The organism is Mycobacterium sp. NGS18, assembly GCF_059813185.1.
Genome location: NZ_JCALEC010000004.1, coordinates 186,180 through 210,194 on the forward strand (window position 1 = coordinate 186,180; position 24,015 = coordinate 210,194).

Annotated in this window: 19 protein-coding genes; 11 read left to right on the forward strand and 8 right to left on the reverse strand. The window is 70.1% G+C overall.

Going from position 1 to position 24,015, the window contains the following annotated elements; all coding sequences use genetic code 11:
- The first annotated feature begins 11 nt into the window (after positions 1–11).
- Complete coding sequence (locus AC5Y31_RS10015) at positions 12–1,526, forward strand: HNH endonuclease signature motif containing protein (protein ID WP_499980039.1); 1,515 nt, start codon at positions 12–14, stop codon at positions 1,524–1,526.
- A gap of 12 nt (positions 1,527–1,538) precedes the next feature.
- Here AC5Y31_RS10015 and AC5Y31_RS10020 read toward each other — a convergent pair whose 3' ends face one another.
- Complete coding sequence (locus AC5Y31_RS10020; RefSeq protein WP_499980042.1) at positions 1,539–1,961, reverse strand: thiol-disulfide oxidoreductase DCC family protein; 423 nt, start codon at positions 1,959–1,961, stop codon at positions 1,539–1,541.
- A 19-nt stretch (positions 1,962–1,980) separates the two neighbouring features.
- Complete coding sequence (locus tag AC5Y31_RS10025; RefSeq protein ID WP_499980043.1) at positions 1,981–3,135, reverse strand: glycosyltransferase family 4 protein; 1,155 nt, start codon at positions 3,133–3,135, stop codon at positions 1,981–1,983.
- A 34-nt stretch (positions 3,136–3,169) separates the two neighbouring features.
- Between AC5Y31_RS10025 and AC5Y31_RS10030 the strand changes: the two genes are divergently transcribed.
- Genes AC5Y31_RS10030 through AC5Y31_RS10050 form a run of 5 tightly spaced genes read left to right on the forward strand, consistent with a single transcriptional unit; the run spans position 3,170 to position 7,131 of the window.
- On the forward strand, positions 3,170–3,949 hold the full coding sequence (locus tag AC5Y31_RS10030; protein ID WP_499980044.1) for a class I SAM-dependent methyltransferase: 780 nt from the start codon (positions 3,170–3,172) through the stop codon (positions 3,947–3,949).
- Positions 3,950–4,003: 54 nt separating this feature from the next.
- Positions 4,004–5,476, forward strand: coding sequence for an aldehyde dehydrogenase (locus tag AC5Y31_RS10035; protein ID WP_499980046.1), 1,473 nt, complete (start codon positions 4,004–4,006; stop codon positions 5,474–5,476).
- A 51-nt stretch (positions 5,477–5,527) separates the two neighbouring features.
- Positions 5,528–6,283, forward strand: coding sequence for a hypothetical protein (locus AC5Y31_RS10040; protein ID WP_499980047.1), 756 nt, complete (start codon positions 5,528–5,530; stop codon positions 6,281–6,283).
- A gap of 36 nt (positions 6,284–6,319) precedes the next feature.
- Positions 6,320–6,631 (forward strand): helix-turn-helix transcriptional regulator, encoded by a 312-nt coding sequence (locus tag AC5Y31_RS10045; RefSeq protein WP_499980048.1) that lies wholly within the window; start codon positions 6,320–6,322, stop codon positions 6,629–6,631.
- Positions 6,628–7,131: a hypothetical protein gene (locus AC5Y31_RS10050; protein ID WP_499980049.1), complete on the forward strand. Its 504-nt coding sequence runs from the start codon at positions 6,628–6,630 to the stop codon at positions 7,129–7,131. The genes AC5Y31_RS10045 and AC5Y31_RS10050 overlap by 4 nt, the downstream gene beginning before the upstream one ends.
- Position 7,132: 1 nt before the next feature.
- Here the strand turns inward: AC5Y31_RS10050 and AC5Y31_RS10055 are convergent, their stop codons facing one another.
- From AC5Y31_RS10055 to AC5Y31_RS10065, 3 genes are all read right to left on the reverse strand, one after another.
- Positions 7,133–7,630, reverse strand: a complete 498-nt coding sequence (locus tag AC5Y31_RS10055) for a hypothetical protein (protein WP_499980052.1) — start codon at positions 7,628–7,630, stop codon at positions 7,133–7,135.
- Between the two features lie 39 nt (positions 7,631–7,669).
- Positions 7,670–12,532, reverse strand: a complete 4,863-nt coding sequence (locus AC5Y31_RS10060) for a PGRS repeat-containing protein (RefSeq protein WP_499980053.1) — start codon at positions 12,530–12,532, stop codon at positions 7,670–7,672.
- A 196-nt stretch (positions 12,533–12,728) separates the two neighbouring features.
- Positions 12,729–14,564, reverse strand: a complete 1,836-nt coding sequence (locus tag AC5Y31_RS10065; protein WP_499980055.1) for an acyl-CoA dehydrogenase — start codon at positions 14,562–14,564, stop codon at positions 12,729–12,731.
- Between the two features lie 211 nt (positions 14,565–14,775).
- Between AC5Y31_RS10065 and AC5Y31_RS10070 the strand changes: the two genes are divergently transcribed.
- Together AC5Y31_RS10070 and fadD12 are read left to right on the forward strand one after the other, a co-directional pair.
- Complete coding sequence (locus AC5Y31_RS10070) at positions 14,776–15,516, forward strand: 1-acyl-sn-glycerol-3-phosphate acyltransferase (RefSeq protein ID WP_499980353.1); 741 nt, start codon at positions 14,776–14,778, stop codon at positions 15,514–15,516.
- 5 nt (positions 15,517–15,521) lie between these two features.
- Complete coding sequence (gene fadD12 / locus AC5Y31_RS10075) at positions 15,522–17,147, forward strand: acyl-CoA ligase FadD12 (protein ID WP_499980056.1); 1,626 nt, start codon at positions 15,522–15,524, stop codon at positions 17,145–17,147.
- 3 nt (positions 17,148–17,150) lie between these two features.
- Here the strand turns inward: fadD12 and AC5Y31_RS10080 are convergent, their stop codons facing one another.
- The gene (locus AC5Y31_RS10080; protein ID WP_499980057.1) at positions 17,151–18,569 is read right to left on the reverse strand and encodes a WS/DGAT/MGAT family O-acyltransferase; all 1,419 of its coding nucleotides are present in this window, start codon (positions 18,567–18,569) and stop codon (positions 17,151–17,153) included.
- 45 nt (positions 18,570–18,614) lie between these two features.
- Positions 18,615–19,847, reverse strand: coding sequence for an alpha/beta hydrolase fold domain-containing protein (locus AC5Y31_RS10085; RefSeq protein WP_499980059.1), 1,233 nt, complete (start codon positions 19,845–19,847; stop codon positions 18,615–18,617).
- Positions 19,848–19,935: 88 nt separating this feature from the next.
- Here AC5Y31_RS10085 and AC5Y31_RS10090 point away from each other — a divergent pair, with 88 nt between their 5' ends.
- The 3 genes from AC5Y31_RS10090 to AC5Y31_RS10100 are packed head-to-tail and all read left to right on the forward strand — an operon-like array spanning position 19,936 to position 23,051.
- Positions 19,936–20,841 carry an alpha/beta hydrolase gene (locus AC5Y31_RS10090; RefSeq protein WP_499980060.1) on the forward strand — a complete coding sequence of 302 codons (906 nt, stop codon included), beginning with the start codon at positions 19,936–19,938 and terminating at the stop codon, positions 20,839–20,841.
- A gap of 4 nt (positions 20,842–20,845) precedes the next feature.
- Positions 20,846–21,898, forward strand: coding sequence for an acyl-CoA dehydrogenase family protein (locus tag AC5Y31_RS10095; RefSeq protein WP_499980063.1), 1,053 nt, complete (start codon positions 20,846–20,848; stop codon positions 21,896–21,898).
- Position 21,899: 1 nt separating this feature from the next.
- Entirely contained in the window at positions 21,900–23,051 is a 1,152-nt protein-coding gene (locus AC5Y31_RS10100) for an acyl-CoA dehydrogenase family protein (protein WP_499980065.1), read from the forward strand.
- Here the strand turns inward: AC5Y31_RS10100 and AC5Y31_RS10105 are convergent.
- On the reverse strand, positions 23,048–24,010 hold the full coding sequence (locus tag AC5Y31_RS10105) for a MaoC family dehydratase (RefSeq protein ID WP_499980066.1): 963 nt from the start codon (positions 24,008–24,010) through the stop codon (positions 23,048–23,050). The two genes, AC5Y31_RS10100 and AC5Y31_RS10105, sit on opposite strands and share 4 nt — an antisense overlap.
- Positions 24,011–24,015: the final 5 nt, after the last annotated feature.

Sequence of the window (24,015 nt, forward strand, 5' to 3'; positions counted from 1 at the left end):
CAATCGAAAGTATGTTCGAACGGATCGACCTGCCCGACGCCGACGCCCTCGCCGAGCTCGACGAGGCCGCGCTGGTGGCAGCGATCGGAGGGTGGGCTCAAGCGGAGTCCGCCGCGGCCGCCCGCCGCCTGGCGGCGATCGCCGAGCTGATGGGCCGCAAACTGTACGACGACCCGGCGCATTCGAAATGGGCCTGCGACGGCTGGGACGCGGTGGCGGCCGAAGTCGGTGCGGCTTGCGATATCAGCCACGGGAAAGCATCTGGGCAGATGTATTTGGCTTCAGCGCTGCGCGAACGCCTTCCCAAGGTGGCGGCACTGTTCGCCGCCGGACAGCTCAACGCCGCCCTGGTGTCGACCATCTCCTGGCACACCACCTTGATCCAAGACCGTCGGGCCCTTGCCGCCGTCGATACCGCACTAGCAGCCGACGCCCTGCACTACGGGCCACTGTCGGCGTTCAAGACCGGGCAGGCCATCGACGCGATCATCGAGGCGCACGACCCGGAAGCCCTGCGCCGCAGCCGTCAACATGCCCGCTCCCGCGACCTGGTGGTCGACAAACGCAACACCGACCATGCCACCACCCCGCTGTGGGGCCGGCTGCACGCCCACGACGCCGAAGCCCTCGACCGGCGGCTGATGGCAATGGCGCACAGCGTGTGCGACGACGATCCGCGCACCATCGCCCAACGTCGCGCCGACGCCCTCGGCGCGCTGGCCGCCGGCGGGCAGATCCTGGTCTGCGGGTGCGGCAACGAGGACTGCCCCGGCACCCAGGACCGTCCGGCAAGCTCGGTGCTGATCCACGTGGTCGCCAGCGCCGAAAGCATGGCCACCGGTGTCGACGCGCACCGCAACGGTGAAGACCCACCGCCGCCGCCGATCAACCCACGGAACTTGTTTGCGCCAGTAGAGCGCCCCGCGGAGCCCGACCCGCCCCCGAAGGCCCCGCCGGCGCTGCTGCTGGGCGGACCGCTGATCCCGGCACCGATGCTGGCCGAACTGATCGCCGCCGGCGCCACCGTCAAACCGGTGCGACACCCCGGACCCGATAGTCCCCCCGAGCCGAGGTACCGGCCCTCGACCGCATTGGATGAGTTTGTGCGCTGCCGGGACATGACGTGCCGGTGGCCCGGTTGTGACCGGCCGGCGGAATTCTGCGACCTCGACCATGCCATCGCCTATGCGCTCGGCGGGCCGACACATCCGTCAAACTTGCGTTGCCTGTGTCGAAAACACCACTTGCTCAAGACATTTCACGGTTGGCGTGACCGCCAGCAAGCCGACGGCACCATCGACTGGCTCAGTCCGACCGGCCAGACCTACACCACCCGCCCCGGCAGTCGATTGTTGTTCCCCGCCCTCTGTGAACCGACCGGCCGTCTACCCGCACCGACTGACCGACAATCGGATTCGGCCGGCCGAACCCTGATGATGCCCACCCGACGACGGACTCGGGCCCAGAACCGCGCCCGGGCGATCATCGCCGAACGCGCCCTCAACACCAGGCCCCCGCCATCCTGACCGGCGGGGACCTCAACCCAGGAACCGGGCGCGTACTTCCGGCGCCGGCACCGGACAGGTGTCGTGCTTGCCGCCGATTCGGTAACGGATGGCGGCGAAACGGTCGTAGAGCCGGTCGCGGATTCCGGCGGGAATGATGCGGGCCGCCAGAAGTAGCCGGAACGGCCCGGCCAGATAGCGCACCACCTCCAGGGCACCCGCTGATCGGACACTGACTCGCTCGTCGGGTCGACCTGGGTTGTCGACGAACACCATGGAGTCGATGTCCTGCAGATCCGGATGGCGCTCGATCACTGCGCGGGCGAAGTCACTCTCCAAAGCGGCGAATCGCAGGGTGCCGTGCCGGTCGTGGCGAAGGATGGTCTGGACCGATCGGTTGCAGACCCCACAGACGCCGTCGTAGAGCAGCACCGGAGCAGCGTCGTCGTTCGTCATCGGTGCACCTCCACGTCGTTCAGACCACCCCGCTGACGTAGCGCCGTTCGCAGACCGCCGCCAAGACCTCGCGGAACCCGTCAGCGCTTTGCCGCCAAGAGAATTCGGCGCTGCGGTCCTGCGCCTTGCCGCCGAGCTGTTCGCGCAACACCGGGTCGGCCAGCAGGCGGCGCAGCTGCTCGACGAGCTGGTCGCGGTCGTCGACCAGCAGACCGGTCACGCCGTCGACGATGGAATCGGACAGCCCCCCGGAATCCCGGTAGCCGATGGTGGGCACCCCGTGCTGGCCGGCCTCGATGACGGCCAGGCCCCAGCCCTCCTTACGGGACGGCAGCACATGCACCCACGCCTGTTGCACCAGCCGATGTTTGGTGTCCTCGTCGACATGGCCGTGGAAGGTGACCGCGTCGGTGATCCCCAGCGCCGCGGCGTGCTGCACCAGCCGGTCGGCCCACCAGCCACCGCCAATGACGTCGAGGCGCAGGCCGGGCACCCGGGTGCGCAGGGCGGCGACCGCGTCCAGCGCATCCTCGATCTGCTTGTGCGGCACCAGCCGGGACAGCACCACCACCCGGGGCGCGTCGGCCCGCGGATCGGTCAGCGTCGGTGGCGGCGCCTCGTCGAGCCCGTTGCGCACCACCGCGATGCGTTCGGCGCTCACCCCCAGTTCGATCAGGTCGCGCGCCGACGGCAACGACACCGTCAGGTACTGGTTGCGCCGGTTCAGCCACGGCGACAACCTCGACTCCACCAGCCAGCCGATCCGGCTCAACACCGGCCCGGCCACCGGCCACTGCTCCCGGTGGCAGTGGTGCACCAGCATCGCCACCCGGCGCCCGTAGATCAGCCGCGCCAAAAACGGCAGCCCGTTCTGGGTGTCGATCACCGCGTCCGGCCGCACTCGCCGCAGCGGTCCCAGACCGACGCGCGCCGCCGCCATCACCGCCAGCGCCCACAGATACACCGTGTAGGGGCCGCCGCGGCGGCTGATCCGCACCCCGTCGACGACCTCGTGCTTGGGTGCGCCGGGGTAGCGGGCGGTGCGCAGTGTGACCGCGACTCCGGCGGCGGCCAGCTCGGCGCCGATGCGCTGCAGATAGGTCTCGCTGCCGCCGCCCTGCGGATGTCCGGTGTCACGCCAGCACAACAGCAGGACGGAGCGCACAGCGGACACAGGACTACAGGGTAGTCCGCCTAGGCTTGGCCCGGTGGCCGCCACCGAGCTGTTCGCACGACGCGCGACGCTGGGCCGCTCAATGCGCCTGCTGGGACAGTTCCGCTACGAACAGAGCGACCCGGCCCGGTTCTACGGTGCGCTGGCCGCGGACACCGCCACCCTGGTCACCGACCTGTGGTGGGGCGTCAACGGGGACGATCCGGCCGGCAGAACCCTGCTCGACGTCGGCGGCGGGCCGGGATACTTCGCCACCGCATTCGCCGAGGCCGGCCTGCGCTACATCGGGGTGGAGCCGGACCCCCGTGAAGTACACGCGATGCACACCATGCAGGCGGCCGGATCCGCTGCTCCCCCGGGTGCCTTCGTTCGGGCCTCCGGGATGGCGTTGCCGCTCGCCGATGACAGCGTGGACATCTGCCTGTCGTCCAACGTCGCCGAGCATGTGCCGCGGCCCTGGCGACTCGGTAACGAGATGCTGCGGGTCACCAGGCCGGGCGGGCTGGTGGTGCTGTCCTACACGGTCTGGCTGGGTCCGTTCGGCGGCCATGAGATGGGCCTGACCCACTATCTGGGCGGCATGCGCGCCGCCGCGCGCTACACCCGCAAGCATGGCCATCCACCCAAGAACAACTACGGTTCGTCGCTGTTTGCGGTGTCGGCGGCCGAGGGGCTGCAGTGGGCCCGCCACACCGGCGCACTGGTCGCGGCTTTCCCCCGTTATCACCCGCGATGGGCGTGGTGGATGACCTCGGCGCCGGGCCTGCGGGAGTTGTTGGTGAGCAATCTGGTGCTGGTTCTGCAACCCCGATGACGGATTGACTGCAACGTGTTCTAATCCGTCCGTCGGCTAGGTAGGGTGACGCCCATGAGCGACTCCAGCATCACCGAATACGACACCCTCTTCATCGGCGGCAAGTGGACCGCCCCGTCCACCGACCAGGTCATCGAGGTTCACTGCCCGGCCACCGGCGAGTACGTCGGCAAGGTGCCGCTGGCGGCCAAGGCCGATGTCGATGCGGCAGTGGCGGGCGCGCGCGCCGCCTTCGACTCCGGGCCCTGGCCGTCGACCCCGCCGGCTGAGCGGGCCGCCGTCATCGCCGCCGCTATCAAGCTCATGGAGGAGCGCAAAGAGCAGTTCACCTCGCTGCTGGCCGCCGAGACCGGGCAGCCGCCGATGGGCGTTGAGACCATGCACTGGATGAGCTCGCTGGGGGCACTGAACTTCTTCGCCGGCCCCGCCGTTGACGAGGTCAGCTGGGAAGAGGTCCGCACCGGCGCCTACGGCCAGACGATCGTGCGCCGGGAACCGCTGGGTGTGGTCGGTGCGATCGTGGCCTGGAACGTGCCGCTGTTCCTGGCGGTCAACAAGCTGGGGCCGGCGCTGCTGGCCGGTTGCACGGTGGTGCTCAAGCCGGCCGCCGAGACCCCGTTGAGCGCCAACCTGTTGGCGCAGGCGTTCGCCGACGCGGGCCTGCCCGAAGGGGTGCTGTCGGTGGTGCCGGGTGGCGTGGAGACCGGCCAGGCGCTGACCTCCAACGCCGATGTGGATGTCTTCTCCTTCACCGGCAGCTCGGCCGTCGGCAAGGAGATCGGCAAGCGCGCCGCCGAGATGCTCAAGCCGTGCACTCTGGAGCTCGGCGGCAAGTCGGCGGCCATCGTGCTCGAAGACGTCGACCTGGCGTCGGCGGTCCCGATGCTGGTGTTCTCCGGGATCATGAACACCGGCCAGGCCTGCGTGGCCCAGACCCGCATCCTGGCGCCGCGCTCGCGCTACGAGGAGATCGTGGAGGCGGTCAAGAACTTCGTCACCGCCATGCCGGTCGGAGTGCCCAGTGATCCGGGCGCGCAGGTCGGCGCGTTGATCAGCGAGAAGCAGCGCGAGCGGGTCGAGGGCTACATCGCCAAGGGCATCGAGGAGGGTGCCCGGCTGGTGTGCGGCGGCGGCCGTCCCGAGGGCCTGGATGGCGGCTACTTCGTGCAGCCGACGGTGTTCGCCGACGTCGACAACTCCATGACCATCGCCCAGGAGGAGATCTTCGGCCCGGTGCTGTCGATCATCGCCTACGACACCGAGGACGACGCGATCAAGATCGCCAACGACTCGGTGTACGGGCTGGCCGGCAGCGTGTGGACTTCCGACGTCCCGCGCGGGATCGAGATCTCGCAGAAGATCCGCACCGGGACCTACGCGATCAACTGGTACGCCTTCGACCCGTGCTGCCCGTTCGGCGGCTACAAGAACTCCGGCATCGGCCGGGAGAACGGCAAAGAGGGCGTCGAGCACTTCACCCAGCAGAAGAGCGTGCTGATGCCGATGGGCTACACACTGGAGTCCTGATCACCCACGATCCCTGCCGTCGACGCAACGGTAAGGCCATATACTCCGGCCGTGGGTGTTCTGCTGGGATTTGCGCCGTGGGCGGTGTATTGGGTTCTCGCCGGAAATGTGCCACTGCCGATCGCGGTGGCAGCGGCGCTGGCCATTGCGGCGGCCGTCTTGGTCAGCAACCGCGAGTCCACGACACGGTTCCTGGGGACCGGCGCCGTCGCGACGTTCTTCGCGCTGGCGGTGCTGCCGCTGGTGTGGGAGTGTGCGCAGCGGTGGACGCTGCCGCTGAGTTTCGCCGGATTGCTCGCGACGTTGCTCGCTGGCACGGTGCTGGGCAAATCCGTGGTGGACGGCGTCGTGAAGGCGGATCTGCCCGCAGCAGTGGTGCAGACCGAGTTGTTCGCTCCGGTCGTGAACCGGCTGACCTGGCTCTGGCTGGCGACGCCTGCGGCCATGTCGGTGTCGGCGCTGATTCCGCCGATCCTGCGGAGCCACGCCGATGCACCGCTGACCTACCTGTGTTCCTGGGTGATCCCGTTCATGGTCCTGGCCGTGGCGGCGATCGCGTCGGTCATCGTGGCCGACCGGATGACGGCCGGCTTCGGCGACGCGGTGCGCAAGACCAGCTTCGTCGCGTTCGTCGACCTGGAGATCGATCAGCTGTACTACCTGGCTCACCAACACGCCAACCGCGAAGTCGGCCCGGGCCAGGAGGCCTACAACGTCACCGTCGGCGCGAAGGGAACGGCGTTGGTGGGCGACGAGACCCGGGTGTCGTGGCCATCCACCTACAAGGTGCGGCAACGCCGAAACTGAGTGCGGTCAATATAGCAGTTTAGTTATATTGAATGAATGGGCTCACACGGCGGTGATCTGATCCGGGAGGCGCGACGACGCGCCGGGCTCACGCAGCGCGAACTCGCGGCACTGGCCGGAACCGCCCAGCCGGCAATCGCACGTTGGGAGTCCGGTCGCACCGCGGTCAGTCTCGAAGATGTCCTGCGTCTGGTGCGGCTCTGTGGACTCGACCTCGAGCTGGCACTGGTCCCACGCGAGGAGAGCGACCTGGCGCAAGCCGCCCGATTGTCAGACTTGACGGGCCAGGAACGTTTGGACCGGCATGCGCGGCTCGCCGGGCAGCTCACCGCCCTACGCCGCGCATGACAGCTCGGGAACTCGACCTGCCGCAGCTGCTCACGACCCTGCACCGCTACCGGGTGGACTACGTACTGATCGGCGGCCTGGCGGCGGTCTACCACGGCTCACCGTTTCCGACCGAGGACGCCGACATCACCCCGGCGACCGACCGCGAGAACCTGGTGCGGCTCGCCGCTGCCCTACGCGATGTCCATGCCCGGGTTCGCACCGACGCCGAACCGGACGGCTTCCCGTTCGCGTGCGACGCCGAGACCCTGGCGGCAGCCCAGACGTGGAACCTCACCACCGACGTCGGCGATCTCGACCTGGCTTTCCAACCGGCCGGCACCCACGGCTATACGGATCTGAAGCGGGACGCCACCCGGGTCCAGATCTATGACGCGCCGGTCCTCATCGCCTCGCTCGCCGATGTGGTCCGCTCGAAGCAGGCGGCCAACCGGCCGAAAGATCAGCGCGTGCTGCCGACCCTGCGGGAGATACTTGCAACCCGCGGGGACAAGGCGTAAATCAGCTCTGCGTCAGTCGCTTCCGGCGGCGGTATTCGATACAGCGCCCCACCTCGGCGCGGTAATGGTCCTCGTCGAAACCGCCGGCGGTGTAGAGCCGCGGCCCCAGGCGGCCACGTAGCTGATCCAGGTCGGCGCCGTCGGTGGTGGCGTTGGCCAGCACCCAGTCGACGGCGGCTTCGCTGCCCTGGGCGCGGCAGATCCGGTCGACCCGCCGGGCGGCGGCTCCCTTGTGGAAGCGCGCGAATCCGGCCTTGCTCCAGGACCGGATCTCCCGGGCCTCCAGATCGAGCAGCTCGCGCAGCACCGACGCCGGCCCATCGGCCACCGTTTTGAACGGTGCGGCGTCGACGAAAGCCAGTGCGCCACCCGCGCGCCGGATCCGCTCGACGTCGGGCTCCACCACCACTGCGCCGCGGCCTTTGGCCAGCTCGTGCGCCCACCGGACGATCGTGTAGCCGTGGTCGGGCAGACCGTAGCGGCGGGTGTAGAGGTCCACCGCCCCGAGCGTAGTGGCCGGGGCGGTGGATCAGCTCTGCTACTGGTTCGGCCCCGGGGCTCCCGCGGTGCCGGGGGTGCCGTCGGGACCGCCGGCGGTGCCAGCCTCGCCGTCGCCACCGGTGGCCCCGTTGGTGCCGGTGCCGCCGGTCCCACCGGTCCCACCGGCGCCGTCGCCGTTCGGGCCGACGACGCCACCGGCGCCGCCCGTTCCGCCGGCGCCGCCGGTGCCGATAGAGACGGGGCCGGTACCGACACCCACGCCCGCACCACCGGTCCCGCCGGTCCCGCCGACACCGCCGACCACGCCGGCACCATCGGCGTCACCACCGGCGCCCCCCGCACCGCCGGCGCCGCCGTGGCCGAAGACGATCGTGGTATTCGGGTTCCCTTCGTGGTTGCCGGCACCGCCACCACCGCCGCCGCCACCACCGCCGCCGTGGCCGCCGTTGGTGCCGGTACCGCCGGAACCGCCGGAGCCACCGGTGCCGCCGATCCCGTGATTTTGGGGATAGGTGCCGCCGGTGCCACCGGAGCCGCCGTCGCCGCCGGTGCCGTTGACGCCACCGGTGCCGCCGTCGCCGCCGGCGCCACCGGCGCCCAGGACACTGTCATTGGCATTCGAGGCGCTGCTGGTGCCCCCGCCGTTTCCGCCGTTGCCTCCGCCACCACCGTTGCCGCCCTCGCCGGCGCCGGCACCGCCGTTGCCGCCCTGGCCACCGACACGTCCGGAAATATCGAATGGTCCCTGCCCACCAAGGCCGACGCCGCCGCCCTTGCCCCCGTCGCCGCCGTGCCCGCCGTCGCCGAGCGTGGTGGCGTCGCCACCGGCACCGCCGTCACCGCCAGCCTGCGGGATGGACGCCAGCGTGTACACCCGCTGGCCGTCAACGATTTTGAGCGTGACCCGGCTGCTGGCGCCGTCGCCGCCCTTGCCGCCGTCGCCGCCGTTGGCGCGGTCACTGCCCGCGCTCCCGGCCTGACCGTCGGCGGCCTGCTGACCGTTCTCTCCGGTGCCGCCGTGCCCGGCGGTGCCCGCCGCGCCACCGTGCTGGCCGGCGTCACCGCCATTGCCGCCGTTACCGGCCGGGCCGTCGATCTGGTTGCTGATCGCAGGGCCACCAGCACCGTTGCCGCCATTGCCGCCGTTACCGGCATCACCGCCATTGCCGGCATTGCCGCCGAGGCCACCGGCACCGTGGGCGGCGTTGCCACCGTTGCCCCCGACACCGCCGTCGCCGCCGTTGCCACCGGTACCGCCGTCCTCGCCATTGCCGTTGGAACCCGCCGCGGCGTTGGCGCCGTTGGCACCGGTGATGGTGCCACCGTCGCCGCCGTTGCCGCCGTTGCCGGCGTCGCCGGATTCGGTGCCGCCCGACCCGCCGTTGCCGCCGTCACCACCCGCGCCGCCGACGCCACCGTCGCCGAACCCGGAGGCGCCCTTACCGCCGTCACCGCCGACGCCGCCGTTGCCGATCCGGCCGGCGTTGCCGCCGTCACCGCCGGTGCCGCCGGCCTGCGCGGTCACGCTGCCATCGGTGTTGGTGATAAGCAGGCCGTCCAGACCCGCCCCGCCGGCGCCGCCGTCACCGCCGTCGGTGGCTTCCGCGCCGTCGTCGCCGTCCGCAGCCGTGCTGCCGTCGCCGTTGGTGCCACCGGAGCCACCAGAGCCCGCCGTTCCGCGGTCACCGCCGTCGCCGCCGTCGCCACCGCCGACCGAACCGCTACCACCGGTGCCGCCGTCGCCGGCATTGCCCGCGTTGCCGCCGATGCCACCGGCGCCGCCGAGTCCGCCCGGGTCAGTGGCGTCGCCGCCATTGCCGGCCGTACCGCCGTTACCACCGTTGCCGGCATCACCGCCGCCACCGCCGGTCCCGTGCGTGGCGGTACCACCCGTGCCACCGCTTCCGGCCGTTCCGCCGCTACCGCCGGCACCGCCAGGGCCACCGCTAGGACCGTCGGCGCCGCTACCGCCGGCGCCACCGTCACCGGCGTCGCCACCTTGGCCGCCGGCCCCGCCGTTGCCCGAGGTGGTGCCGCCGGCACCGCCGGTTCCACCCGTGCCACCGGCCCCGCCGTCGGTTCCGGGAGTGCCGATGCCGTTGGCGTCGGTGCCACCGTCAACGCCATCGGCGCCGGTGCCGCCATTACCGCCGGCACCCCCGTTGCCGACGGTCGAGGCCGCACCACCGGCGCCGCCGTCGCCACCGGCCTGCGAGACCGGCACACCGCCGATGTCAACCACCTGACCATCGCCACCGTTGCCGCCGGTACCACCGTCGGCGTTGGCACCGTCGGCAGCGCTGTCACCGACATTGCCGGCGCTGCCGCCAGCGACGCTGCTGCCGCCGTTGCCGGCCCCACCCGCGGCGCCACCATCTGCACCAGCACCGCCGGTACCACCGGAGCCCGCCGTGGCCCCGCTACCACCGCCGGCCCCGTCGCCGCCGCTTCCGGCAGTGCCGGCATCACCGCCGGCCCCGGCGTTGCCACCGGAGCCGCCGTTGCCATTGGTCGCCGAGCCGCCTTGCCCACCGACTCCACCGGCGCCACCGGCCCCGGCGTCGCCGCCGTTACCGCCGGAGAGGCCACTGTCGGCAGCGGCGTCCGCGCCGGCGCCACCATTGCCGCCCTTGCCGCCCGCACCGGCGTTACCGCCCGCGCCGCCGTCGCCCGACGTGGTGCCGCCGGCACCGCCGGCACCGCCGCTACCGCCGTTGCCGGCGGCCAGACCGGCCGTGCCGTCGCCCGTCACCGGGTCGGTGCTGCCGCTGGCGCCATTCGCGCCGGCACCGCCGTTGCCGCCGGCACCGCCGGTGCCTTCCGCCCCGGCCGCACCGCCGGCGCCACCGTCGGCGCCGTTCTGAACGATCTGCACGCCGCCGACGGTGATCACCTGGCCGCCGCTGCCATCGCCGCCGTTTCCGCCGTTTCCGCCGGTCCCGGCGGCACCGTCAGCACCGTCAGCAGACCGGGTCTGGCTGTCACCGCTCAGGCCGCCCTGGCCGCCAGTGCCTGCGGTTCCGCGGTCGCCGCCCTGGCCGCCGTTGCCGCCCTTACCGCCGACGGGCTCGGTGAGACTGTTGGCGCCGTTGCCGCCGTTGCCGCCGTTACCGGCGTTGCCGGCCGCGCCGCCGTCGCCGCCCACGCCGCCGGCGCCGTCGCTGCCGGCGTTGCCATGGGCAGCGGTGCCACCGACACCTCCGGCGCCACCGGCACCACCATCGCCGCCGTCCGTGCCGTCGGTGCCGTCGGTGCCGTTCCCGCCGTCGGCACCGCTGTCTGCAGCCGCGTTGGCGCCGTCATTGCCGTTGGTGCCGCTGCCGCCGGCGCCACCGGTGCCACCCGCGCCGCCGACACCGCCGTTGCCGCCATTGCCGGCGATCGAACCGCCGAGACCGCCCGCACCGCCGGTACCGCCCGCGCCGCCGGTGGTGCCATCGGTGCCGATGCTCGCGTCGCCGGCCAGACCGTTGGCGCCCCTGCCGCCCGTTCCGCCGTCACCGCCGTTGCCGTAGGCGCCACCGTCACCCCCAAGGCCGCCATTGCCGCCGACGGCACCGGCGACGGTGCCCGTCGATGCGTCATAGCCGTTACCACCGACGCCGCCGTTTCCGCCGGTCGGCCCGGCACCGGCGGTGCCGGCGTTGCCGTTGGTCGAACCCGTGCCGGCACTGCCCGCAGCCGCAGCGGTGCCCGAGTCGCCACCCTGGCCGCCGTTACCGCCGTCGACGTGCGCGGCGGTCCCGGCCGCGCCGGCACCACCGTCACCGGCCACTCCGGCGGCCCCGCCGTTGCCGGCATTGCCACCGACGCCCTGCGTGCCGCCGGCGCCGAACAGCGACGCGCCGATACCGGCCGCGCCGCCCTTACCGCCGTTGCCGCCGAGCGCACCGTCACCGCCGTTGCCACCGGTGCCGCCGCTCCCATCCCCGTTGTCATCGAAGGTCCCGGCTGCCCCGGTCGCCCCAGCCCCGCCGTTGCCGCCGTTACCGCCGGCACCGCCGGCACCACCGTTGCCGCCCAGACCCAGAATCGACGAACCGGCACCACCGGCCCCGCCATTACCGCCGTTGGTGCCGGCCAGCCCGTTGCCGCCACTGGCGCCGGCCGTGCTGCCGGTGGTGCCATTGGTGCCGTTCCAGCCCGCGCCGCCGACGCCGCCGTCACCGCCGTTGCCGATGGCGCCCATGCCGAAGAAGTCCTGGGCCTGACCCGAGCTGCCGCCGATGCCGCCGTTACCGGCCGCCAGGGTCGCGGTGGCGGCACCGCCGGCACCACCATCACCGCCGTTGCCCCACATCTCCCCGCCATGGCCACCATTGCCACCGTCGGCACCGAAACCACCGGCGCCACCGTCGCCACCGTCACCGATACCACCGGCATGGCCACCGTTACCGCCGGCGACACCTTCGAGGTTCGAGGACCAGCCGTCGCCACCGTCGCCGAACCACAGGCCGCCGGCCTGGCCGTTGATGCTCTCGGCGGTGCCGTCGGCACCGTTGCAGATGATCCCGCAGAAGCCCTCGGTGAGCGGTGCGAACAACTGGTTGATCACGCCGTTGACCTGCGAGCCGAAGTCAGAATTGATCCAGTCCTGCAGGCTGTCGTGCAACGGGGCGTAGAAGTAGGTGTCCCACATCTGGGCCCAATCGGCTCCGCTGTCATCGGCCGCACCGATGCTCGAGTCCACGGTGAACAGGCCGTTGAAGTCCGTCGAGAGATTGCCCCAGGCGCTGGGGTCAAAGAGGTCATTGAGGAAATCCTCGAAATCCGCGTTGGCCGCCGGCGCCGCCAACGGCCCCAACCCGAACGACAGGAAAGCCCCCACCGATGCCGCGGAACCGATCACCCGCCTCCGAGCCGACTTGCGCTTGCCCCCGCGACGCTTGATCTCAGCCATTGGATAGCCCTCTCTAAACGGAAACGCCCAGGAAACTCAGGTCGCGTTTACGCTAGCGTCAAAAAGGCGGCTTGTCCTTAAATTGAGGCATATCGAAAATTGCGCATCGTAGGCGCAGAACACCTACTCGCAACGGCGAACTCGGGGCCGACTTGGTGTTGATCGCCACCACCGACGCGGGTACGGCGGCGAGCGTTCAGAACGCCTTCTCGCTCAGGTCCATCACAGCAAGGTCATTGTTTTCCAGGATGCGCCGCTCCGCGCCAAGCCTGGGCAGCACCGTTCCGACGAAAAACGTTGCCGCCGTGATCTTTCCGGCATAGAAATTCTTGTCGCCATCGGCGACCTCGCCATCCAGCGCACCCAGCGCAATCTCGGCTTGCCGCAACAGCAGCCAGCCGATCACCAGGTCACCGACGGACAGCAGGAACCGCACGGACTCCAGGCCGACCCGGTAGAGCTCGCGGGAATCCTGCTGCGAACCGAGCAGGTAGCCGGTCATGGTGGTGGCCATTGCCCGCACGTCGTCGAGAGCGCTGGCCAGCAGCTTGCGGGAGTCAGTCAGCTCCGAGCGCGCCTCTCCGCTGTCGAGGAACCCTTCGATCTGGCCGACCAGATGCCCCAATGCCACGCCGCGGTCGCGGGCGATCTTGCGGAAGAAGAAGTCCTGCGCCTGAATGGCGGTGGTGCCCTCGTAGAGGCTGTCGATCTTGGCATCGCGGATGTACTGCTCGATCGGATAGTCCTGCAGGAAGCCGGACCCGCCGAACGTCTGCAGCGCGTCGGTCAAATACTGATAAGCCCGTTCCGAGCCGACGCCCTTGACGATCGGAAGCAACAGATCGTTGACCCGCTCGGCCATCTCCGCGTCGGCGCCCGACACCTGCATGGCGACCTGCGGGTTCTGGTGAGCTGCGGTGTAGAGGTACAGCGCCCGCATCCCTTCGGCGTAGGCCTTCTGCATCATCAGGGCGCGGCGCACATCCGGGTGGTGGATGATCGTCACCCGCGGCGCGGTCTTGTCGGTCATCTGGGTCAGGTCGGCACCCTGGATACGGGTCTTGGCGTACTCCAGCGCATTGAGATACCCGGTCGACAGCGTGGCGATCGCCTTGGTGCCCACCATCATTCGCGCGTACTCGATGACGTGGAACATCTGCGCGATACCGTTGCGGGTGTCTCCGACCAGCCAGCCCTTCGCCGGAACGTCGTGCTGGCCGAAAGTCAGTTCGCAGGTGGTCGAAACCTTCAGCCCCATCTTGTGTTCCAGACCCGTCACGAACACCCCGTTGCGCTCGCCGGGCTCACCGGTCTTGGGATCGGGCAGGTACTTGGGCACCAGAAACAGGCTGAGCCCCTTGGTTCCCGGCCCGGCGCCCTCGGGGCGGGCCAGCGTCATGTGCATGATGTTCTCGAACAGGTCGTCGCTGTCGCCGTTGGTGATGAACCGCTTGACGCCGTCGATGTGCCAGCTGCCGTCGGGCTGCTCAATAGCCTTGGTCCGGCCGGCCCCCACATCAGAGCCGGCATCCGGCTCCGTTAATACCATGGTGGCGCCCCAGTTTCGCTCGATCGCCATGGCCGCCCAGTGCCGCTGCTGTTCGTTGCCCAGGCCGTAGAGAATGTTGGCGAAGATCGGGCCGGCCATGAACATGAACACCGCCGGGTTGGCGCCCAGCACAAGTTCGTTGATCGCCCAGGCCACTATCGACGGCGCCGGCACGCCACCCACGTCCTCGGTCAGGCCGATCCGGAACCACTCGCCCTCCTGCCAGGCCCGCAGCGACGCCTTGAACGGCTCGGGCAGGGTCACGGTGTGGGCGGCCGGGTCGAACACCGGCGGGTGGCGGTCACTGTCGGCGAACGATTCGGCCACCGGCCCCTCGGCGAGCCGGGCGGCTTCGGCCAGCATCTGGCGCACCGTGTCGCCGTCGAGGTCGCCGAAGGCGCCGTCTGCCAGGCACTGCTGCAACCCGAGCAGCTCGAACAGATTGAACTCCAGGTCGCGGACATTGCTCTTGTAATGACCCATGGGTCAAGCATGCTCTTACACCCCGGCGACTTCCGGGGTTTCGGCGCATCCAGGACGATGCCGGCTCAGGGGGCGGGCGGGCCGGTAGCATGGACGAAACTAGAACACGTTTCAATTGAAGGGGCCCGTGGTGGACACACCGGACAACGACTGGTCAGATGACGTGCCCAGGCCTATCACCAAGTGGGATCCGGGCCTGACCGAGCGGGTGATGGGTTTGCTGCGGCCCCTGATCAAGGGGTACCACCGCGCCGAGGTGCGGGGCCTGGAGTCCTTTCCCCACGGCGGTGCCCTGGTGGTGTCCAACCACTCCGGCGGCCTGTTCGCGATGGACGTCCCGGTGTTCGCCACCGGCTTCTACGACAAGTTCGGCTACGAACGTCCGGTCTACACCTTGAGCCACGACCTGATCTTCACCGGCATCACCGCCGACTTCTTCCGCAAGACCGGCTTCATCCCGGCCAACCACGACAACGCCGACGAGGCGCTGCGCTCCGGCGGTGTGGTGGTGGTGTTCCCCGGCGGGGACTATGACGTCTACCGGCCGACGCTGCAGGAGAACAAGATCGACTTCGGCGGCCGCAAAGGCTACATCCGCGCGGCGATCAACGCCGGCGTGCCGCTGGTGCCGACGGTCGGTATCGGCGGCCAAGAAAGCCAGCTCTACCTGTCGCGGGGCACCGGATTGGCCAAGGCGCTGCGGTTGGACAAGCTGATGCGGGCCAAGATCCTGCCGATCTCGTTCGGCTTCCCGTTCGGGCTGTCCGCGGTGCTGCCGATCAACCTGCCGCTGCCGACCAAGATCGTCATGCAGGTCTGCGAGCCGATCGACATCGTCGCCGAGTTCGGTGAGGATCCCGATATCGACGTCGTCGACGCGCATGTGCGCGCCGTCATGCAGGACGCACTGGACCAGCTCGCGCGCGAGCGTCGCCTCCCGATCCTGGGCTGAGCGAAATGGCCCTGGTCGACTCGCTCAATCGGGCCGGCTCGATGCTGGCGACGTTCACCCGGGCCGGGTTGCTGGCACCGCTGCGGCCGGACAAATACCTGCGCATCGCTGCCGCCGCAGCCCGTGAGGGCGGCACCACCACCACCGGGATCGCCATGGCGGCGCAGCGCTGCGGAGAACGTGCGGCGATCATCGACGAACGCGGCACGCTGACCTATGCCCAGCTCGACCGCCGCAGCGACGCGCTGGCCGCTGGTTTGCAGCGGCTGCCCGGCCGGACGCCGCGAGCGATAGCGCTGATGTGCCGCAATCACCGCGGCTTCGTCGAGGCGCTGGCCGCCGCCAACCGGATCGGCGCCGACGTACTGCTGCTCAACACCAGCTTCGCCGGGCCGGCGCTGGCCGAAGTCGTGGCCCGCGAAGACGTCGACCTGATCTGCTACGACGAGGAGTTCACCGCGGCAGTGGATCTGGCGCTGCCGGCCGACTCCGCGTGCATCCGGGTGGTGAGCTGGGCCGACGATGCTGTTGCCGGCCTGACGGCGGATGAGCTGATCGACGCCAATATCGGACGGCGCCCAGTCAAACCGGACCGGTCCGGCAAACTGATCATGCTCACCTCCGGAACCACCGGTACGCCGAAAGGCGCCCGTCGCTCCGGGCGCGGTGGCGGCGGGATCGCCGACCTTGCCGCCATCTTCGACCGAATCCCTTGGCACACCGAGGAAACCGTCGTCATCGCCGCACCGATGTTTCACGCCTGGGGGTTCTCCCAACTGGCGTTGGCCTTGACGATGGCCTGCACCATCGCCACCCGGCGCAAGTTCGATCCCGAAGCCATTCTGAAGCTCGTGGCCGAGAACCAGGCGAGCGGATTGTGCGTCGTCCCGGTGATGTTCGACCGCATCATGGCGTTGCCCGACGAGGTCCGCGCCGAATACCCCTGCACCTCACTGCGGTTCGCCACCGCATCGGGATCACGGATGCGTCCGGATGTGGTGACGGCGTTCATGGATGCCTTCGGCGACGTGGTCTACAACAACTACAACGCGACCGAGGCCGGCATGATCGCGCTGGCCACCCCCGAGGACCTGCGCTACTCCCCCGACACCGCCGGGTGTCCGGCACCGGGGACCGAGATCCGGATCCTCGATGGCTATTTCGCCGAGGTGCCGGCCGGGCAGACCGGACAGATCTTCGTGCGGAACTCTTCGCAGTTCGACGGCTATACCGGTGGCGACTCGAAGCAGTTCGACGACGGCTTCATGGCCTCCGGCGATCTGGGCTATTTCGATTCCACCGGAAGGCTTTTCGTGGTCGGTCGCGACGACGAGATGATCGTCTCCGGGGGCGAGAACGTCTACCCGATCGAGACGGAGAAGGCGCTGACCCAGCATGCCGCCGTCGCCGAGGCCGCCGTCATCGGTGTCGACGACGCCGACTACGGGCAGCGCCTGGTGGCCTTCGTGGTCTTGGAGCCGGGCGCTCGCGTCACACCCGAGGAACTCAAGCAGCACGTCCGGGACAACCTGGCCGGCTACAAAGTGCCTCGCGAGATCACCATCCTGGAGGAGCTGCCGCGCAACAACACCGGCAAGGTCCTGCGGCGGGAGTTGCAGGCCCGCGCCTGACGCTCAGGCCGGGGCCATCGCGGTCTCGACCGGCGTCAGCTTCTCGGAAAGCCCTGCGGCCCGGCGGATTGCGATGAACTCGTCGACCATGGCGGTGGTCACCTCGTGCGGGTCGTCGACGGTGGCGCCGTCCGTCAGTACCGAGATGTTGAGCTGGTCGACGTAACTCCACACGGTGATGTTCAGACCGCTGCCGGCGGTCAACGGCCCCACCGAGTAGATCTCGGTGACCAGAGCACCGCCGACCCTGCCGCGCTCCCGCGGACCGGGGACGTTGGAGATGTTGAGGTTGAGCACCTTGTTCTGCCCGTCGCGGCTGGACAGCCACCGGAACAGTGACTCCGCCGGCGCCGGCGGCAGGTACGCCGACCACCTGCTGACCAACTCCGGTCCGACCAGGTGGTGGGCTTCCTTGGCCAGATTGGCTGCCTCCCGGGCCTTTCCCACCCGCTCCAGCGCATCCTCGGCGTCGACCGGCAGCGCGACCAGCACTCCGGAGAACCGATTTCCGGAGATCCGGTCCGGGGAGAAGTCGAAGCTCATCGGCACCGACGCCAGCAGCGGATGGTCCGCCTTGCCGTCATAGCGCAGCAGCAGCGTGCGCAACGCCCCCGCCGAAATGGCCAGCACCAGGTCGTTGATCGTGGCGCCCAATTGCTTGCTGGTCGCCTTGATGTCGGCCAGGGCGAGGGTCGCGGTGGCGAACCGGCGTTCGGGGGTGAGCATGTGGTTGATGAAGCTCGGTGGCGGCGTGAACGGCCGGGTCAGTTCGGCGGACAGTTTTCGGGTGCTGCGCCGAACCCGCCCGACGCCGGCCGCGGTGTAGCCGATCGTCGCCGGGATCTTGCCCAGCTGCCGCAGGTGGTCGCGAAACGCCGAGCGCACCAGTTGGCCGCCGCTCGGGGCCGGATCGGTTTCGTAGGAATCCCGTTCGAACTGCGGACCGCCCAACAGATCCATGCCGCGGGCCATCAGATTCGCCGAGGCGATCCCGTCGGCGAGGGCGTGGTGGATCTTGCCGACCACCGCGATCCGGTTGTTCGCCAGGCCCTCGATGAAATACATCTCCCACAGCGGGCGGCTACGGTCCAGCGGCGTACTGGCGATCTGCCCGATGGCCTCGTCGAGTTCGCGACGACCGCCCGGGGCGGCCAGTGACCACGGCCGGATGTGGTAGCTCAGGTCGACTTCGCAGTTCTCCCGCCACATCGGGTGGTGGAATTTGCCGGGGATGTCCACCAGTTGGTAGCGGAACGGATCCAGCTTGTAGAGCCGGCTGTGGATCACCCGGCGGAAGGACTCGACGTCGAACCCGCGCCGGTCAGCGTCGAGCTCGATCACCGCGACCTTGAGGGTGTGCATGTGCACGTTCGGCGTCTCGCTGTAGAGCAGCACCGCGTCCCACCCGCTGAGTCGCTTCACCGTCGCACCATCCCCATGCAGGGACCATACCGCGGCGGGCGGCGCTCAGATGACCTGTTTGCCGCCGATCATGGCGCGGTCCCGGTGAATCTGATTGAGGAACAACCCGATTGCCGTGCTCACCGCGCCGGTGCGAGCGCCGTCGGTCATGTCGAAACCGTGCCCTGCTCCGGGCAGCTCCAGGTACCCGACCTTGGAGCGCGACACCGCCCGTAACCGGTCCGCGAAGACCCGGGCCTGCGCTACCGGGATGACGGTGTCGGCGCTGCCGTGCACCACCAGGAACGGGGGCGCCTTGGGATGCACCCGCGCGATCGGCGATGCCCTGCGGTAGAGGTCGCGGTGGCGCCGCAGCGACCTGCCGACCACCACCCGCTCCAGGAAGTCGACGAAGGCGACCCGTTCCGGAGTGGACCGGTCCTGCCAGTCGTAGCGGCCGTAGATGCCGACCACGGCGTCCACCGAGGTGTCGGCGCCGTCGGGGAGTTGGTCGGCGAATTCCCGATCGCCGACTGGGCTGCCGGTCAGCCCGGCCAGGGCGGCCAGATGCCCGCCGGCCGAGGAGCCCGCCACCGCGACAAAGTTGCGGTCGCCGCCGAACTTGTCGACGTTGGCGTGCGCCCAGGCGATCGCGGTCTTGACGTCGATGATGTGGCGCGGCCAGCGGTTGTGCGGCGCGACCCGGTAGTCGATGGACAGGCAGACCCAGCCGCGCTCGGCCAGGTGCGACAGCAGCGCGTAGCCCTGCAGCATCCGGCTGCCGTGCACCCAGGCGCCGCCGGGGACATAAATCAGCACCGGAGCCGGTGTCGTCGGCAGCTCTCGGGGCGCCCACACGTCGAGCACCTGGGCGGGGTCACTGCCGTAGCGCACGCCGGAACGGTGGATGTGGCGCCGGTGCTGCCATGCCTTCCACACCGGCGGGGCCTGCTCCGGTTGCGGCCAGGCGATGTCGAGCTCGGCGGCGGTGACGACGCCGCGTAACGCGGCCTCGGAGACCGCCTGGGTCTGCTCGCGGTCCCGCTTGCGGGCGGTGGCGGCCCCCGGCGTCAGCCACGCTTTGGCCGCGCTGGACAGGAACTCCGGCATGTGGCGGGTGCCCCACACTCCCATCGCGGTCATCCCGCCCAGGGGTTCCAGCTGCTTCCCGACCACCGGCAGCGAAGCTGAAGCGACGCTGAAAGCCAGCAGGTAGTCGGCGGGCCGGGCCCGCTTCAGCCAGCGCAGGCGACCGGTCAGGTTCCAACCGGTCTGCCCGGTCTGCGGTGCAGCGGTCATTAAGGGAGAGTACCGCGCTGGCCCGAGAGTAAACGACAATCGGGCGGGTTGTCGGCCGTAAGCAACGGGCACCGGCAATACTGAGCCGATGGTAAGCACCGAGTTCCATCCAGATCTGCGCAGAGCCGCCCGATTCCTGCCGCGTGGCGGGATCGGGCCCCGGACACTGCCGATGATCCGAGCGCTCGCGGGCATCCAGGGCCGTCGCACGCCCCGCGGCATCGAGGTCCTGACGCTGCCCTCGGGCGGCAACATCCGGATTTTTCGGCCACATAAGCCTCACCATGGGTTCGCCGCCCCCGCACCCGCGCTGCTGTGGATCCACGGCGGTGGCTACGTGCTCGGCCAGGCCGCCCAGGACGATCGGCTCTGCCGCAGGTTCAGCCACAAACTCGGGATCACCGTCGCGTCGGTCGACTACCGGCTCGCACCCCAGAACCCCTACCCCGCCGGGTTGGAGGACTGCTGGGAAGGGCTGACGACGCTGGCCGGGCTGCCCGGAGTCGACCCGGCGCGGGTGGCGATCGGCGGGGCCAGCGCAGGCGGCGGATTGGCGGCCGCGCTGGCGCAGCTGGCCGTCGACCGCGGCGAGGTCCAACCGGTGCTGCAGCTGCTGGTGTATCCGATGCTGGATGACCGCAGCGCTTCGTTGCCGGCCCACCGGGGCTACCGGTTGTGGAGTCCGCGGAGCAATCTGTTCGGCTGGACGGCGTATCTGGGCGATGCCGATCCCGACGCCGCGGTGCCGGCCCGGCGTGCGGATCTGAGCGGGCTGGCACCGGCCTGGATCGGGGTGGGCACCCTGGATCTGTTCCACGACGAGAACCTGGCGTACGCGGAGCGGCTTCGGCAGGCAGGCGTGCCGTGCGAGGTCGAAACCATCGCCGGCGCATTCCACGGTTTCGATCTGCTGCTGGCCAAGGCACCGGTGTCGCGGTCGTTCTTCGCCAGCCAGTGCGCCGGCCTGCGCAACGCCTTCACCCGGGAAGGCTGATCCGGTGGCGGGTACCGAGGAGCTGCGCGCGCTGCGCGGCGCGGTCGCCGACTTGATGGCCAAGCGCTCCGACGACGGCTGGGACGAGCTGGCCGCGATGGGCTTGCTGGGGCTGCTGGTGCCCGAGGAGTACGGCGGTGCCGGCGCCGGACCGGTCGAGGTGGGCGTGGTGGCCGAGGAGCTGGGCCGGGTCCTGTTCGCCGGCCCGTACTTGTCGACCGCGGTGCTCGCGGTGAATCTTCTTACGGCCCTGGATGACTTGGCGCAGTGTGCCGCGGTGTTGCCGGCGATCGCCGCCGGGACGACGCGGGTTGCGGTCGCGTTCGCCGAGGGTAACTCGACCCGCCCGCCCGCTGAACCGGCGACCTCGGCCCGCAGTGACGCCGACCGGCCCCTGCTGACCGGCGAGAAGCGATACGTGCTGGACGCCGACTCCGCCGATCTGCTCTACGTCCTGGCCGCAGCCGAGAGCGGACCGGGTGTTTTCGCCGTCGATCCCGCCGGACCGGGCGTCACCGTGGAGCCGTTGACGACGGTCGATGCGTCCCGCCGGCTCTGCGTCGTCCGCTTCGCCGACGCCCCGGCCACCGCGGTCGGCGCGCCGGGAAGCGGCGTGCAGGCGGTGACCACGGCGCTGGACCACACCGCTATTGCGCTGCTCGGCGAGCAGGCTGGTGCGGCCCGGCACGCCATGGAGATGGCCCGCGACTACGCCAAGACCCGCTACCAGTTCGGCCGGGCGATCGGCAGCTTCCAGGCCGTCAAGCACATGTGCGCCGACATGCTGTTGGAGGCCGAGTCCGCGGTGTCGGCCGCGCGCCACGTCGCCGCAACCGCTGGTTCGACGGGCTGGGTCGCCGATCTGGCGCTGGCGCAGGCCTACTGCTCGGACGCGTTCGTCTTCGTCGGCGCCACCAACATTCAGGTGCACGGCGGGATCGGGTTCACCTGGGAGCACCCCGCCCACCGGTACCTGCGCCGGGCGCGCGGCGATGCCCAGCTGTTCGGCAGCCCGTCCTGGCACCGCGAGCGCTACCTGCGTGAGATCGGAGCGTGAGATGACCGAAGACGCTGCCCTGCGCGCCGAGGTCCGCGACTGGCTGGCCGCGAACTGGTCACCCGAGGCCGACCGGGCGACCTTCGCCGCGGCCGTGTTCCGGGACGGCTGGACGGCGCCGTCATGGGAGCCGTCCGGCTACGGCCGTGGTCTCACCGACCGGCAATCACGTTTGGTGGCAGCCGAATTCGCGGCCGCCGGAGCCCCGGGTACCGGGCACGACCGGGCCGACCTGTTCGCCTGCACCGTGCACGATTGCGGCTCCGAAGAGCAGAAGCGCAGGCTGCTGCCCCCGGCGTTGCGCGGGGAGAGCAAATGGTGCCTGCTCTACAGCGAGCCCGGCGCCGGGTCGGATCTAGCCGGCCTGCGCACCCGCGCCGAACGCGACGGCGACGACTGGATCGTCAATGGGCAGAAGGTGTGGACGTCGTTCGCGACCACCGCCGACTACGGCATGTTGGTGGCGCGCACCGACCCCGATGTGCCCAAGCACAACGGCATCACATTCTTCATGCTGCCGATGCGACAGCCCGGCGTGGAGATCCGCCCGATCCATCAGATCACCGGCGAATCGGAGTTCAACGAGGTATTCCTGACCGACGCCCGGGTGCCCGACGCGAACCGGATCGGCGAGCCGGGCGCCGGCTGGTCGGTGCTGCAGGTCGCATTGGGCTACGAGCGCCGGCTGATGGGCGACACCGCCCGCACCACCCGCGGCCGCCGCGACAAGTCCAGCGACCTGCTCGAATTGGCGCGCGACGCCGGCTGCCTCGACGACTCCCACATCCGCCAGCAGATCGCCCGCGCGCACGCGCTGGCAGGCGTGAACCGGTGGAATACCCAGCGGGCCAAGACCAGTCCCGACCGCGCCGAGGCCGCGACCCTGCTGGCGCTCGGCAAGATCGCGATGTCGCGGATTCTGCACGAGACGGCCCGGGTGGCGACCGAGATCGTCGGCGCCGAGGCCATGCTGAGCGGACCGGAGAATCCGGTCGGTGACGCGGTCACGTTCCGGGCGCTCAACGCCTACTTCACCTCCATCGGTGGCGGCACCGACCAGATTCAGCGCAACATCATCGGTGAGCGGGTGCTCGGCCTACCCAAGGAGCCGGATCCCTACCGGGATGCCCCGTTCCGCGACCTGCCGCACTAGAACTGCAGTGCGGTGAAGCGCCAGTCCAGCACCTGGCGATCCGACTCATCCCCGGCCGCATAGACCAGCGACCGCAAACCCAGGATGTTGTCGGCGGCCGATTCGACGTGCAGTTCGCTGTAAAGAGTGTCGCCTTCATGGACCGGCCCGGTGTGATCGCAAGACTGCCAGCCCAGCACCGTGACCAGATTCGGCAGCAACCGGCAGGCCTGGGCCAGCGCCAGCCCGATGGTGTGCCCACCGTAGACCAGGCGCTGGCCCGCCGCCCGCGAATCATGATGAGTGGCAGCGATATTGAGGGTCAACCGGGCCAACTCGGGTGCCGAGCTGACCACGTCGCCGGTGCTGGTCAACACGGCACCCGCCAAGCCCGGGTCGAAGTGCGGCCCGGGCACCCGCCGCCGGAACTCGTCGGCGTCCCAGTGCGCGGTGACATCCGGTGGTGCGGCGAGTCCGCTGCCGACGGCCGACAGGTCGTCGCGGTGCCCGGTGTTTTCGGCGCCGGGCGACAGCGGCAGCATCGCGCAGCGGTAGAAGTCGAGCACCAGCCGGTCGACCTGATCGATGGTGGTCACCCGTAGGGCCGCCAACCCGGTCGGTTCGCGGCCGGGTTTGGCGGAGTTTTGCTTCAGCCCGACGACTTCGGTGCGGGTGAATAGGGTGTCACCGATCACCGGGAAGTGAAAGAAAGCCAGGCCTCGGTAGAACAGGTTGGCCTTGACCCGCCGGGTGGCAGGCGTCGACTGCCCGATCGCGACGTCGCACACCAACCCCGGGTGGGCCAGCGCCGCGGTCGCCCCGGTGACAACGTAGGACAGCTGAGTGTCCAGCGGCAGCCGCAACCGGTCGCCCAGGATCGCCTGGTGCAGCGCCGCGGCTCCTGGGGTCAGCGTCATCGACGGAGCCGCGTCGAAGACCTGGCCGACATGGAGTTCGTCGAAGTAGGGCTCGCTGGTCATCTCAA